The 14,750-nt window shown below is 30.1% G+C and carries 15 protein-coding genes; 7 read left to right on the forward strand and 8 right to left on the reverse strand.

Annotated elements, in window-relative coordinates; translation table 11 throughout:
• Positions 1 to 12: 12 nt before the first annotated feature.
• The 6 genes from ELQ09_RS04795 to gatC form a co-directional block, all read right to left on the reverse strand.
• Positions 13 to 558 (reverse strand): DUF1882 domain-containing protein, encoded by a 546-nt coding sequence (locus tag ELQ09_RS04795; protein ID WP_002859481.1) that lies wholly within the window; start codon positions 556 to 558, stop codon positions 13 to 15.
• Positions 555 to 1,799, reverse strand: coding sequence for a serine hydroxymethyltransferase (locus tag ELQ09_RS04800; RefSeq protein ID WP_134224747.1), 1,245 nt, complete (start codon positions 1,797 to 1,799; stop codon positions 555 to 557). The genes ELQ09_RS04795 and ELQ09_RS04800 overlap by 4 nt, the downstream gene beginning before the upstream one ends.
• Complete coding sequence (gene lysS / locus ELQ09_RS04805; RefSeq protein WP_134224748.1) at positions 1,796 to 3,301, reverse strand: lysine--tRNA ligase; 1,506 nt, start codon at positions 3,299 to 3,301, stop codon at positions 1,796 to 1,798. Before lysS ends, ELQ09_RS04800 begins: the two co-directional genes overlap by 4 nt.
• Positions 3,302 to 3,775, reverse strand: coding sequence for a Fur family transcriptional regulator (locus ELQ09_RS04810; RefSeq protein ID WP_002854230.1), 474 nt, complete (start codon positions 3,773 to 3,775; stop codon positions 3,302 to 3,304).
• Between the two features lies 1 nt (position 3,776).
• The gene (locus ELQ09_RS04815; RefSeq protein ID WP_002882168.1) at positions 3,777 to 4,340 is read right to left on the reverse strand and encodes a CvpA family protein; all 564 of its coding nucleotides are present in this window, start codon (positions 4,338 to 4,340) and stop codon (positions 3,777 to 3,779) included.
• A gap of 68 nt (positions 4,341 to 4,408) precedes the next feature.
• Positions 4,409 to 4,693 (reverse strand): Asp-tRNA(Asn)/Glu-tRNA(Gln) amidotransferase subunit GatC, encoded by a 285-nt coding sequence (gene gatC, locus ELQ09_RS04820; RefSeq protein WP_002858734.1) that lies wholly within the window; start codon positions 4,691 to 4,693, stop codon positions 4,409 to 4,411.
• 143 nt (positions 4,694 to 4,836) lie between these two features.
• On the opposite strand from gatC, the gene ELQ09_RS04825 reads away from it, so the two are divergent.
• From ELQ09_RS04825 to ELQ09_RS04855, 7 genes are all read left to right on the forward strand, one after another.
• A complete protein-coding gene (locus ELQ09_RS04825) occupies positions 4,837 to 5,415 on the forward strand; it encodes a hypothetical protein (protein ID WP_002860270.1) in 579 nt (192 codons plus the stop codon).
• Positions 5,412 to 6,410 (forward strand): hypothetical protein, encoded by a 999-nt coding sequence (locus tag ELQ09_RS04830; protein WP_002861152.1) that lies wholly within the window; start codon positions 5,412 to 5,414, stop codon positions 6,408 to 6,410. The genes ELQ09_RS04825 and ELQ09_RS04830 overlap by 4 nt, the downstream gene beginning before the upstream one ends.
• Positions 6,407 to 6,697 (forward strand): hypothetical protein, encoded by a 291-nt coding sequence (locus ELQ09_RS04835; protein WP_002938172.1) that lies wholly within the window; start codon positions 6,407 to 6,409, stop codon positions 6,695 to 6,697. The genes ELQ09_RS04830 and ELQ09_RS04835 overlap by 4 nt, the downstream gene beginning before the upstream one ends.
• Positions 6,684 to 7,313 (forward strand): type III pantothenate kinase, encoded by a 630-nt coding sequence (locus ELQ09_RS04840; protein WP_002854234.1) that lies wholly within the window; start codon positions 6,684 to 6,686, stop codon positions 7,311 to 7,313. Before ELQ09_RS04835 ends, ELQ09_RS04840 begins: the two co-directional genes overlap by 14 nt.
• Before the next feature lie 119 nt (positions 7,314 to 7,432).
• Positions 7,433 to 8,779, forward strand: a complete 1,347-nt coding sequence (locus ELQ09_RS04845) for an FAD-dependent oxidoreductase (RefSeq protein ID WP_002854402.1) — start codon at positions 7,433 to 7,435, stop codon at positions 8,777 to 8,779.
• Between the two features lie 48 nt (positions 8,780 to 8,827).
• Positions 8,828 to 10,270, forward strand: a complete 1,443-nt coding sequence (gene pyk / locus ELQ09_RS04850; protein WP_134224749.1) for a pyruvate kinase — start codon at positions 8,828 to 8,830, stop codon at positions 10,268 to 10,270.
• A gap of 97 nt (positions 10,271 to 10,367) precedes the next feature.
• The gene (locus ELQ09_RS04855; RefSeq protein ID WP_134224750.1) at positions 10,368 to 11,003 is read left to right on the forward strand and encodes a hypothetical protein; all 636 of its coding nucleotides are present in this window, start codon (positions 10,368 to 10,370) and stop codon (positions 11,001 to 11,003) included.
• A 30-nt stretch (positions 11,004 to 11,033) separates the two neighbouring features.
• Here the strand turns inward: ELQ09_RS04855 and pflB are convergent, their stop codons facing one another.
• Both pflB and serS read right to left on the reverse strand, forming a co-directional pair.
• Positions 11,034 to 13,496, reverse strand: coding sequence for a motility protein PflB (gene pflB, locus ELQ09_RS04860; RefSeq protein ID WP_134224751.1), 2,463 nt, complete (start codon positions 13,494 to 13,496; stop codon positions 11,034 to 11,036).
• Positions 13,497 to 13,505: 9 nt separating this feature from the next.
• Positions 13,506 to 14,741 (reverse strand): serine--tRNA ligase, encoded by a 1,236-nt coding sequence (gene serS / locus ELQ09_RS04865; protein WP_087695560.1) that lies wholly within the window; start codon positions 14,739 to 14,741, stop codon positions 13,506 to 13,508.
• Positions 14,742 to 14,750 lie beyond the last annotated feature (9 nt).

The raw sequence follows: 14,750 nt of genomic DNA on the forward strand, positions 1-14,750 counted from the left end.
ATTTGTCCTTTCTTACATATGCTTAGACCAAGAACTTCCTCGTTCTTTTTGATAAACCTCATAAGGCAATATTAAAATATTAAATTCCCTAGGTACATCCATGCTAGGAAACACCTTCCATTCTACTGGCATTTTACTTGCAAACATCATTGAAAGTTTAGACGCTAAAGAATAACCTTCGTTTAACGCCGTGTGTCCTTTATGAATATAAAGATGTAAATGTCCTGGAGTTTTAGTCTTATAGGCTGTGAAATTTATAAAACCTTCCTCTCTTAAAATAAGTTGTGCACGGTGATAAAATCTTTCAGCATTAAAACCATTATAATCAAAGACAATATTTTCTACTTTATTATCTTTTGTTATTAAATCATGAGCGACAACAATTTTTTTAGCAGCGTGTTCTCTCATGACATTTAAATTTAAAGGAGCATCAACTCTTTCAAATTTATCAAAAAATAAGCGACCTCTATGTGTAATTTTATTTACAATTTTATCGCGTCTTATATAATAATGATCGCCAATTATTTTAATTAGCGACATATCCATTGGTGAAATCAAAACATAGCCCTTTCATAAATAATAAAACTACTTGCAAGTTTTTTTAATTCTTGTTTAATATTCTCTTGTAATTTTTCATTATTAATATCATCTAAAATATCTGCAATATAATTTGACACAATTTCCATTTCTTTTTCTTTAAAACCTCTGGCAGTAAGGGCTGGAGTTCCAAGTCTTAATCCACTTGTGATAAAAGGACTTCTAATCTCTCCTGGAACGGTATTTTTATTTGCAGTAATACCTGCATTTCCAAGAGCTAAATCTGCATCTTTTCCACTAAATTCACGATCTAAAAAACTCATTAAAACAAGATGATTATCCGTTCCATCGCTAACAAGTTTAAATTTTCTATCCATTAAAACATTAGCTAAAACTTGGGCATTGGTTCTTACTTGTTTTGCATAAACTTTCCACTCATCGCTAAGATTAAATTTAAATCCTACTGCTTTTGCAGCAATTACATGCATCAAAGGACCACCTTGAATACCTGGAAAAATGGCAGAATTAATTTTTTTAGCAAGCTCTTCATCATTTGTCATAATAATACCACCTCTTGGGCCACGCAAAGTTTTATGCGTAGTTGAGCTTACTACATGAGCGTGTGGAAAAGGACTTGGATGTTCGCCTGCTACAACAAGACCTGCAATATGTGCTATATCAGCAAAAAGATAGGCGCCTACTTCATCAGCGATTTCTCTAAATTTAGCAAAATCAATCACTCTTGCATAAGCACTAGCTCCACAAACTATTAATTTTGGCTTTTCTTTTTTAGCAATTTCTCTTACTTTTTCACAATCAATTCTTCCATCAAGTTCTACGCCGTAAAAACAACTTTCGTACATTTTACCTGAAGAACTTACTTTTGCACCATGAGTTAAATGTCCACCATGACTTAAATCCATTCCTAAAATTTTATCACCTGGATTAATCAAAGCCGCATAAACACCTTGATTAGCTTGAGAACCTGAATTAGGCTGAACATTAGCAAATTTACAATTAAAAAGTTTTTTACATCTTTCAATAGCTAGAGTTTCAATCTCATCAACAAATTCACAACCACCATAATATCTTTTACCCGGATAACCCTCTGCGTATTTGTTTGTCAAAATACTTCCCATAACTTCCATTACTTCAGGCAAAGTGAAATTTTCACTCGCTATCATTTCAAGACCTTCACATTGACGCTCTAACTCTTTGTTTGTCAAATCAAAAATTTCTTTATCAAACATTTCTAAACTCATTCTTTCTCCTTTAGTTCTGATTTTAATGGACGCATTGCAGGAAACAATATCACATCTCGAATAGATTTTTTATTTGTCAAAAGCATAACAAGTCTATCTATGCCTATACCCTGCCCTGCCGTTGGAGGCATTCCATAACCCAAAGCATTTACAAAATCTTCATCCATTTCACAAGCCTCTTCATCGCCTGCATTTTTAGCTTCAATTTGTTTTAAAAATCTCTCATATTGATCAAGAGGATCATTAAGCTCATTAAAACCATTTGCCAATTCTCTTCCACAAATAAACAACTCAAATCTCTCAGCAATCTGAGAATCCTCATCGCTACGTCTTGATAAAGGACTTATGGAAATAGGAAAATCAATCACAAAAGTAGGATTGATCAATTTTTCTTCCACATAATTATCAAAAAGTTCAGCTTGTAAATGTCCAAGTTCAAGCTTTTCATTCGCTTCAAAACCATCAGCTTTTAATTTAGTAAGAATTTTTTCTTTATCTTCGATTAAATCCCTATCTAAACCACCATATTTACAAAGTGCATCTTTATAGGTTATTCTTTCAAAAGGTTTAGAAAAATCTATCATTTTTCCATCAAATTCTATTGTTTTTCCCAAATTAAGTTTATCTAAAAGCAAAGCAAAAAGTTCTTCAGTTAAATCCATTAAATCTTTATAATTATGATAAGCCCAATAAAATTCTATAGTTGTAAATTCGGGATTATGAGTTAAATCCATACCTTCGTTTCTAAAACAACGATTGATTTCAAAAACTGCCTCAAAACCACCCACTACAAGTCTTTTAAGATAAAGTTCTGGAGCAATTCTTAAAAATCTTTCTACGCCTAAAGAATTGTGAAAAGTTACAAAAGGCTTAGCGTTTGCTCCACCTGCAATCGGATGCATCATAGGAGTTTCTACTTCTAAAAAGCCTTTATTTTCAAAAAAATGACGAATCAAACTCACCACTTTAGAACGCACTAAAAAATCTTTTCTAACTTCTGCATTCATTATCATATCAACATAACGTTTACGATATCTTTGTTCAATATCTGTTAATCCATGATATTTTTCAGGTAAAGGAACAATAGCTTTTGCAGCGAGTTTTACTTCACTTGCATGTAAACTAAACTCACCTGTTTTAGTTACAAAAGGAAAACCTTTAACCAAAACAATATCACCTACTTCTAAATTCTTTTTCAAAATCGCATAAAGTTCTTCACCTACGCTATCTTTACTAAAATAAATTTGTAAATTTGTATCCCCATCTTCAATGTTTGCAAAAATCGATTTCCCAGCTATACGCAAAAGTTTCAAACGTCCTGCAACAACAGCATTGACACTTTCATCTCTTTTTTCAACTTGCTCTAAAATATAAGAAAATTTATCCTTAAAAGTCTTTAAAGACATTTCTTTTTCTAAAAAATGAGGATAAGGATTGATCCCTAAATTTTTTAATTCCTTAGCTTTTTCTATTCTTTGCTGCTCTAAAATATTATCAAACATTTATATTTTTACCTTTGCTTTTTGATTATTACAATCACCACAAACACCATAAAGCTGCATCAAATGCCCTGTAAGTTTAAAACCATGTTCTTTTGCAATCAAGGCTTGCTGTCTTTCTATAATAGGATTTTCAAATTCTATAATTTTTCCGCAATTTTTACATATCATATGATCATGGTGAGGTTTATTGGCAAGCTCGTATTTTTTACCTGCTGAACCAAAAGAAATGGAAGTTACCATTTCTGCTTCTTCAAGCAAATTTAAAGTACGATAAACAGTTGCAATTCCTACATTTAAATCAGGTTCAGCTTGTTTGATTTCCATATATAAACTTTCGGGTGTGTAATGAGTATCACTGTGATAAAGAGTTTTTAAAAGCACTTCTCTTTGCTTAGTATATTTAAGTCCGCCTTGTCTTAATATTTTTTTAAATCTCTCAAGTAAAACATCATATTCCACATTTTCTATCAGCATATCACTCCCCTTTTTGAGTATTGTTTAAATCACTTACAATATCTTGCAACTTTTCACTAGCATGATCTAGACTATTTTCTGTTAAAGGTTGATTCATAATAAAAGATCCAGTTTCTTTAAGCAAATTTAAAGTATAGCTATTTTTAGCAAAATTATCTAATTTATCATTTAAAAAATCGATTCTTGCTACACAAAAAACCAAAATTGCAAAAATTAAAAAGATTTTTGCTCCGCCAAATATAAAGCCACCAATACGATCTAAAAAACCTAAGCCACTTAATTTGATCAACTTAGAAAGAAAATTACCCACCAATAAACAAACTATCCAAAAAATAATTAATATGGCCAAAAATCCAGCAAATCCAGCTAAGCTTTGATTTTCTATCTTATAAAAAGTACTTTGTATAAATTCAGCTGCTTGAGTTGCATATTTTGAAGCAATAAAAACACCACCAATAATACCCAAAAGCCCAAAAATTTCTTTTATCAAACCATTGATAATACCCTTAAGCCCTAAAAGCAAGGTAAATCCTAAAATAAAAGCATCAAACCAATAAAAATTCATTTCAATCACTCTCTGATTTTTTTTTATTTTAAATTTATTCTACAAATAAGCACTAAATGCTAAGTTAATCATTCTATGATTTTAGGAACAACAAAAAAATGTTCTTGTTTTTTTGGAGCACAATCCAAAACCTCATCAATAACATTGCTATTTCTTATCTCATCAATCCTCAAAGGAGCTCCACCTTTTATAGTACTCACAGTAATCTCTTGGGAATCTAGATCAAGTTCGTTTAATTTTTCAACAAAATTCACAATTTCACTTAACTGTGCAATGGTTTCATTTCTGTTTTTTGTTATTTGTAAAGCACTTAATTTTTCAAGCTTGCTTAATAATTTCTCATCTATTTGCATTTCTTAAACCTTAATAAAAAAGTTAAAATTTTGAAAATTATATCATAAAAAGCTTTAAATTGTTTAGGATATTTTGCAATTTATATGATACAATACCATAATTTTTCTATACAAAAATAAAAATATTTTTTCAAGGATAAATTTTGGGACTAAAAGATAATTTAAAAGCTGTTAAAAATGAACTTAACACAGAAGAACAATTTATAGAAAATTTTATCAAAGGAGAGAGATTTATACGCAAGTATAAATTTTATATATCTGCTGTTGTGATAATTTTAGTTGCTTGGTTTGCTGGAAATTTTATAATCTCAAAAATAAACGATTATAAAACAAAAGAAGCAAATGAAATTTATGCCAATCTAATACAAGATCCTAGCAATAAAAATCTTTTAGAACAACTTAAAAATAAAAATACCAATCTTTACGCTATCTTTTTACTAAAAGAAAATATTAATGATTTTAATAATACAGCTCTCCAAAATGAACTAAAACAAATTTATAGTAATACTCAAACAAACACTTTACTTAAAAATATTATCGCATTATCTTTAGGAGATAAATCGATATTTTTAAAAAATTATGATAAATTATTAGAAGCTTACAAACTTTTAGAGCAAAATAAAATCGAAGAAGCTAATGTTTTACTTTCTCAGATAAAAGAAAATTCAAGTTTAAATCAAATAGCTAAAAATCTCAAACATTATCAAGGCATTACACAATGAAAAAAATATTTTTAACACTATTTTGTTTAATATTTCTATGTGCTTGTGGCACCAAAAGACAATATTTTGAACCAAAACAAACCGATGGAGATTTAAGTCATAATAGCAATTTAAAAAGTAAAATCGTTGATTGGAATCTAGTTTCTGCAAAACTTAGCAATAATACAGCTATCTTAAAAAATAATATCTCCATAGACAAGTTTAAACTTCCTAAAAATTATATGCTTCTAGCTTATCAAGATGGGGAATATTTTACTGCAGATAATAATGGAAATTTAAAAATTTTTGACAATTCTTATAATGAAATTTATAATTTTCAATTTGACGCTAGTGTTGTAGGAGTAGCTTCTAATGGAGATGATTTAGCCCTTGTACTTGCAAACAATACTATAGTTCTTGCAAATCGTTCTTTGGGTATTAAATTCAGTCAAACCCTAACCTCAGCTCCAGCCCAAGACAGTCGTACCGCTAATCCTATATTTTTAGACAATATCATCGTTTATCCAACACTAGATGGTAAAATTTTAATTCTTTCAAGAAACAATCTTCAAATCATTAAAGATGTGGTTATTTCAGCAGAAAATTTTTTCAACAATGTAATCCATCTAAGTGTAATCGGAGATAAACTTATAGCAGCAACAGCTAAAAAAATCATTGTTGTAAGCCCTGCTAGAACTCTTTATCTTGACGCTGACATAAAAGATGTTGCACTTAGCGATGATGGTATTTTTATACTAGAAAAAGATGGCACTATTATTAAAACTGATTATAACTTAAGAAAAATTGCGGAAAAAAAATTTGAATTTGCTATTTTTGTAAAAAGCAATATATACAATAATTATTTATATATTTTTGAAAAAACAGGCTATCTTATCAAAATGAATCTAAATTTAGATAATGCACAAGTATTTAAACTTTCAGAAGCTGTTGATAAAATTTCTTTCATGGGAAATGGTAAATTTTACTACGGAGATAAAATTTTAGATTTGCTATGATAAAAATTTTAGAACAAACAATAAAGGCTTTAAAATTAAATTTAAAGCCCTATGACTTAAGTATGTTGACTAGAAAAAAAAGTTATATTTGTGCTAAAGATCAAAATAACATTCTTTTTATGTATACAGGAAAAACAAAATTTTTAATGAAAGATGCCTTATTTTTAGAAAATCTAGCACAGCAAATTAACATAAATAACAAATATTTTTTTAGCATGGCTTCTCTTTGCTCTAAAGCAAAAAATCATCTAGAAATGAAAGGATTTAATATCTATGCTACTCTGTGATATTGGGAATTCAAATGCTAATTTCCTAGATGATAACAAATATTTTACTCTTAGTATAGATCAGTTTTTAGAATTTAAAAATGAACAAAAAATTTTTTATATCAATGTCAATGAACATCTCAAAGAACATTTAAAAAATCAAAAAAATTTTATCAATCTTGAACCTTATTTTTTATTTGATACTATTTATCAGGGATTAGGAATCGATCGCATAGCAGCTTGTTATACTATTGAAGATGGAGTTGTTGTAGATGCAGGTAGTGCTATTACAATTGATATTATTTCTAATTCTATACATCTTGGTGGTTTTATCTTGCCAGGTATTGCAAATTATAAAAAAATTTATAGCCATATTTCACCACGATTAAAAAGTGAATTTAACACTCAAGTTAGTCTTGATGCATTCCCACAAAAAACCATGGATGCTTTAAGTTATGGTGTTTTTAAAGGAATTTACCTACTGATAAAAGATGCCGCTCAAAATAAAAAGCTTTATTTCACTGGTGGAGATGGGCAATTTTTAGCAAATTATTTCGATCACGCAATTTATGATAAACTTTTAATCTTTCGAGGAATGAAAAAGATTATAAAAGAAAATCCCAATTTACTTTATTAAAAATGTTACAAAAATTCTCATTGATATCAAACCTTAATGAAATTTAACTTTTTGTAAAACAAATTCAATTAAACTTCTATTTAGAAAAAAGTTTATTAAAATAAAAAAAAGGAAAAACAATGAGCCAACAAGAATTTGATGTGCTTGTCATCGGAGCTGGAATTTCAGGAGCAGCATTATTTTACGAGCTTGCAAGATATACAAATATTAAAAATATTGCTTTGATAGAAAAATATAATACAGCTGCAACATTAAATTCTAAGGGAACGAGTAATTCTCAAACCATTCATTGTGGAGATATTGAAACCAATTATACTTTAGAAAAAGCGCGAAAAGTAAAAAGAACAGCTGATATGATAGTTAAATATGGACTCATGCAAAATGCGCAAAATAATTTCATGTTTTCTCATCAAAAAATGGCTCTAGCTGTTGGAGATATAGAATGTGATTATATGAAAAAACGCTATGAAGAATTTAAAGAACTTTATCCTTATATAAAATTTTTCGATAAAGCAAAAATCAAACAAATTGAACCCAAGGTTGTTTTAGGAGAAGATTGCAATCAAGATAGACCTGAAAATATCTGCGCCATGGGTGTTGAAAGCGGCGAGGTTTTTACAACTGTAGATTTTGGGAAAATGAGTATAAATCTAATAGAACAAGCCCAAAAACAAAATAAAAATACTTTCGTTGCCTTTAATCAAGAAATTATTCACATAGAAAAAAAGGATGATATTTTTATATTAAAAACCTCAAATCATCAAGAATACCATGCCAAAAGCGTAGTTGTCAATGCTGGAGCGCACTCTTTATATTTAGCACATAAAATGAACTTAGGTATGGATAAGTCTTGTTGGCCTGTTGCAGGAAGTTTTTATTTAACCAAACAAAAACTTTTAAATGGTAAGGTTTATATGGTGCAAAATCCTAAACTTCCATTTGCAGCTCTTCATGGAGATCCTGATTTGCTTGCTGATATGAACACCCGCTTTGGACCTACCGCACTTGTTATTCCAAAACTAGAACGTTATCATGGTCTAAAATCAGTTCCAGAATTTTTTGAAGCACTAAAACTTGATAAAACTGTTTTAAAAGTAACTTTTAATATGTTTAAAGATGCAACAATTAGAAATTACATCTTTTATAATTATCTTTTTGAACTACCTTTTGTTGATAAAAGCTTATTTGTTAAAGATGCCAAAAAAATAGTCCCAAGTCTTAAAGCAAGCGATATTTATTATGCGAAAGGTTTTGGAGGCGTAAGACCGCAAGTTATTGATAAAACTAAAGGAGAATTAATGCTAGGTGAAGCAAGCATCACAGAAACCCCTGGTATTATTTTCAATATGACTCCAAGTCCTGGAGCAACAAGTTGTTTAGGAAATGCCGAAAGAGATGCAAAGCTTGTATGTAATTACCTAGGAATGGAATTTAACGAAGATAAATTTTCTTCAGAATTATTGTAATCATTTTGTTTCTATTTTTAGCTGCAATAATTTCAAAAGGAGTTTACCATGCTTAAAAAAACAAAAATTGTAGCCACAGTAGGTCCAGCAAGTGAAAAGGAAGAAATTCTACGCCAAATGATTATCAATGGTGTAAATGTTTTCCGTTTAAACTTTTCTCATGGAACACATGAGTATCATAAAAAAAACTTAGATACCATAAGAAGAGTAGCTAAAGAATTGCATACTCGTATTGGAATTTTACAAGACATTAGTGGTCCTAAAATTCGTACAGGTGAACTTAAAGAACCATTTGAATTAAAAAAGGGTGATAGACTTGATTTTTATCGTGAAACAATTTTAGGGGAGAAGATTGCTCAAAATCATTATAAAATCAGCATCAATCAAAAATCCATTTTAGATATGTTAAAAATTGATGAATATATTTATCTATATGATGGATCAATTCGTGCTAAAGTAGTAAGCATAGATGATCAAAAAATTGAAACCATTATAGAAAATGATGGTTTTTTAAACTCAAATAAAGGTATTAATTTTCCGAATACTAAAATCAATATTGATGTTATTACACAAAAAGATAAAAATGATTTACTTTGGGGTATAAAAAATGAAGTAGATTTTTTAGCAATATCTTTCGTACAAAATGCGCACGATATTGATGAAGTTCGTGAAATTTTAGCACAAAATAACGCAAAAATATCTATTTTTGCAAAAATTGAAAAATTTGATGCAGTAGAAAATATTGATGAGATTATTAAATCTAGCGATGGTATAATGGTTGCAAGAGGAGACTTAGGTATTGAGGTACCTTATTATAAAGTTCCTAATATCCAAAAAGAAATTATACAAAAAGCAAACAATGCCTCTAAGCCTGTTATTACTGCGACTCAGATGCTTTTTTCATTAGCCAAAAGCAAAACCGCCACAAGAGCTGAAATTTCAGATGTTGCAAATGCTGTTTTAGATGGAACAGATGCAGTAATGCTAAGTGAAGAAAGCGCCGTTGGTATAGATCCTGCAAACGCTGTTGATATAATGTGCCAAACTATAATAGAAACAGAAAAACGCTATCCATATAACAAATTTAATGATTTTAATGATTTAGACAATACAGATAAAATCATGCGTTCTTCAGCTCATCTTGCAACAGATCTTAACTCTGATGCTATTTTTTCTTTAACAAGTAGCGGAAAATCTGCTATTAAGATTGCAAGATATCGTCCAAATATAGAAATCATAGCAGTAGGGCATTCTGAAAAAACCTTAAACTCTTTAAGTATAGTTTGGGGAGTTAATCCTGCGATCTTGGTTAACAAAAGTAATGAACTTACAGAATTATTAAAAGACTCTGTAAGATCAAGTGTTGAAAAAGGTTTTATGGATGAAGACAAATGCTATCTTCTAACTGCAGGCTTTCCAACAGGAGTAGAAGGTACTAGCAATCTTATCCGCATTCTCAATAAAGAGCAAATTGCTTATTATCTACAATAAAACATTAAATTCCTTTGAAAATAAGGAATTTAATGTCCTTATAAATTTTTTAAGTCAAAAGTCGATATAAATTAAAGCCTCACACAAAGGAGCAAATATGCAAGTGAATACTTTTTCAAATATCGCTAGCATGGCACAAACACAAGTTAGCAATAAGAAGGCAGATGATGCTAAAGAAAACACAAAAGACAAAAATGTTCAAAGTGCTAATTCTAGCAAGGATGTAGATAAAAATACCCTTGAAAAATTAAATGCACTTGGTGGAAAGGGCATTACACAAATTTACCTAGTTCAGTTTCAACAGCAAACAATGAATGCTGTAATAGATTCGAGCAATGCCCAAACTGGACTAGATAGTCTTTTAAATGGTGCCAATTTAAATACTGCGAAATCTATACTTACAAATATTGATTTTGCATCCTTAGGCTACAGTGGCAAAAATCCACTTGATATGAATACAGATGAACTTCAACAACTTGTAAGTGAAGATGGTTTTTTTGGAGTGGAAAATACAGCCAATCGCATCGCGGATTTTGTTATTAAAGGCGGTGGCGACGATGTTGAAAAATTGAAAAAAGGTCTTGAAGGTATGAAAAAAGGATTTGAGCAAGCAGAAAAAATGTGGGGTGGAGAACTTCCTCAAATCAGTCAAAATACAATAGATGCGGCACTTAAAAAAGTTAGCGATCGCATTGATGAACTAGGCGGAAAAACTCTAGATCTTCAAGCTTAACCAAAAATGCTTAGAAATTTCTAAGCATTTTTAGTTGTTATTAATATCAAAAGTAAAAAATTCACTCTTAAAATTATTAGGTAAAGTTTTATACTGAGATATCGCAGCTTCATAGTTCTTTACTTCTTGATACAACATACCAAGAGCTGCTTTACTCTCTTTGTTATTTTTATCTGTAAGTTTAGAAAGCTGCAAAAGCGCTATAGCTGAATTTGGATTATTTGCACCTACGGCTGCTACGGCTGCTAAAAATAAAGTTTTAGTATCTTTAGCTCCATAATCATCAATCAAAGAATTATAAAGTGCATAAGCCTCCTCGTATTGCTGTGCAAAAATATCCAAATAAGCTAAAGTTTGTAAAATACCCTCATCTTTTGCTCCTGAAACATTAATCAACTCTTTAAATTTCTGTCTTTCTAAATTTAAAAGCCCTGCAATATGCATTAAATTAACATAAAATTCCCTAGCTATATTTGGCCCACCAAAAACACTACGATAATCAAGTTTTAAATTTTTAAAATGAATTTGAGCATTTTGAGCATATTCTTTAATATTTAAATTTGAATTTAAAGAATTAAAATACAAAATATTTGCCAAAATATCTTCAGGCAACTCTGAACGCAATTTAGCAATTTTCACATCTACTTGATTATTAAGGTTATTATTTTTAGCAACAATAGCTTCAAAAATCAAACTCAAAGGCGTATCTTTTTTTGCTTCATCTAAATAAGGAAGCATAGAAATATAATTATTATTAACTAAAAACAACATACTTTTTTGCATATTAGCTTTAAAATTAGAATCAGCAGCTATATTATCAAGAATTTCATTGTAAAGTTTAGTTGTATCAATATCAATTAATTTTGCACAAAACATAGCAAAAGCACCTGCTAAGTAATTTTTAGGATTAAGATGATATGAACTTGAAAAATGCTTATAAGCAAGTTCATAATTTTGCATTTGGGCATAAGTTAAAGCCAAATTATAATGTAAAATACTATGTTCTGGATAATCCTTGATAAGTTTTTGAAATTCTTGGTTAGCAAAGCGTAACTTCTGATTTAATGCATAGTTAATAATATTGGCAATTTTTACATTGGTAGATGAAAGAGCCTTGCTTGTATTAAGATAAACTCCTGCATCAGCACTATCATCAACGAAATCTGTAACATTAGCTTTTTTAATATATAAAGCAGCCTGCTTACTATCAAAAACTTGATAAGGCGCAAAATAAAAAAGCAAATCGAATTGATCTTTTTGTTTTTTTAACAAATCTTTTGAAAAAGAATTTTGAGCAACTGCTATATTAAAAATATCCTTATTTAAACGAACTTGAATTTTATAAGCATCTAAAATCTTATATCTATCTTTATCATTATCATAAGAATTTTGTAAGCGCGCTAACATATCTTGATAATTTCCTGTTTTAATATCAACCAATGTTAAAGCCGCCAAACTTTGATTAAAATCTCTTTCAATTTTCATCGCTGTACTTAAAGCGACTTTAGCTTTAGCATATTCTCCTATTCTAGCGTATAAAAGACCTAAAGATAAACTAGATTCAAAATTGCCTTGAGAATTTAATTGCTGTATAGCCTTGGAATCAAAGTCCATTTTTGCATAAATTTTAGCAGACAAATACTTTGCAACATCAGAATACGGCTCCACATCTGTTCTTTGTAACATTTGTAAAGCCTCAGGGTAATATCCTTTGTAATAATTAATCAAGCTTAAATAATAATCATATAATTTTGATTTTCCTTCTTTTGGAAGATACACTCGAGCTAAATCAATATAATATCTAAATTTTTCCTTATCATTAAGCTTTAAAGCACAAACAGCAGCATTGATAGCAGCTACACTTTGATTTTCTCCATTGGCTATAGCTTTCTTGAAGCTTTCAAAAGCTTCTTGGAATTTATTCTCATTCATTTGAGAAACGCCTAAATTATAATTAGATAAAGATTCGTTATATACGGCAACTTGCTCATAAACTTTTAAAGCCTGTTCAACCTCACCCTTTAAATATAAAGCATTTGCTTTTTGGATCATACCATCAATTCTTTGCATATCATTGTATTTATATGATTCATCAGGCATAACAACAGGTTGTTCTAAAGGCTTAGAAGCTATAATATCTGGTTTAATTTTTCCTTCACTAAAAGTTAAATAAAAAAGTGTAAAAACTAAAATACAAATAATCCCCAAAGATAAACCCACAAGAGACATAAACTTACGATCTTTATACCAAGGCGTAGGCTCTTGACTTTCAACTTCTTCAAAAGTTGATACATCTTCAGGCGCACTTTCTCTTGTAAATTTAAAACCACTTTCACTATTTTCTTGAGGTAATTCTTCTGGCAATGATGCAAATTCTTCATCTTCTGGAGCTTGCCCCTCTTGCCCTTTAAATCCCTCTAAACTCTCATCAAGTCTTGGTTGATTTAAGCCATCTTCGGGTTTTTCTAGTATTATATCTTCTTGTTCAGCCATCTATACTCTTTAAAAATATTTTTTCAAAACATCAGGAATATGAATTTTTCCTTCTTTGTCTTGATAATTTTCCATAATTGCTACCAAGGTTCTTCCTACTGCCAAAGATGAGCCATTAAGAGTGTGGACGAGTTCATTTTTTCCTTGTTCGTTTTTATAGCGAATTTTAGCGCGTCTTGCTTGAAAATCACGACAATTTGAAACCGAGCTGATCTCACGATATTTATTTTGTCCTGGAAGCCACACTTCAAGATCCACGGTTTTTGCCGCACTAAAACCCAAATCTCCAGTGCAAAGCATCAAATGTCTATGCGCTAAACCTAAAGAACTCAGCAAATCACTTGCACACTCAAGCATTTCATTAAACACACTATCACTTTGCCCAGGTTTAGTGATACTTACAAGCTCTACTTTTTCAAACTGGTGTTGTCTTATAATACCCCTTGTATCACGCCCTGCACTGCCTGCTTCTTTTCTAAAACAAGCACTATAACAAGTCATTTTTATAGGTAAAGTTTCACTAGCTAAAATTTCTCCGCTGTAAAGATTGGTTACTGGAATTTCAGAAGTTGAGATCAAATACAAATCCTCATCATCTACCTTATACATATCTTCTTTAAATTTTGGCAACTGACCCGTCCCAAACATAGTAGCACCATTTACCAAAAAAGGCACATTAACAAATTCAAATCCACGACTTCTATTAAAATCTATCATATAATTTACCAAAGCGCGGCTTAATAAAGCTCCTTCGTTTTTAAGCACACAAAAACGACTTTGTGAAATTTTTACCCCACGCACAAAATCAAGCCAATTTAAACTCTCACCTAATTCAAAATGTTCTTTTGGAGTAAAATCAAAGCTAGGTGAATTTAAAACTTTTTTAAGCTCCACATTTTCATCTTCGTCTTCACCCACAGGCACACATTCATCAGGGATATTTGGGATGGCATGAGCGATTTCTTCAAGCTCATTTTCTAAAACATTTACTTTAGCGCTTTGCTCATTAATTTTACTTTTATTTTCGCTTAATTTTGCTTTTAAACTTTCTTTATCTTCGGCTGTAGCAAGTTCTTTACTGAATTTATTTTGAAAAGCTTGAAATTCTTCTAAAGCTGTTTTTTCTTTTTTTAAACTTGCAAAAAGTTCAGCAAGTTTTTTTAAGATATTTTCATCAACTTTTTTATTTTTTAACTTTTTAGCCACTTCATCAAAATTATTTTGCAAATTTTTTAAATCTAGCATTTTCTACTC

The organism is Campylobacter sp. CH186, assembly GCF_004378925.1.
GTDB classification, from domain to species: domain Bacteria; phylum Campylobacterota; class Campylobacteria; order Campylobacterales; family Campylobacteraceae; genus Campylobacter_D; species Campylobacter_D jejuni.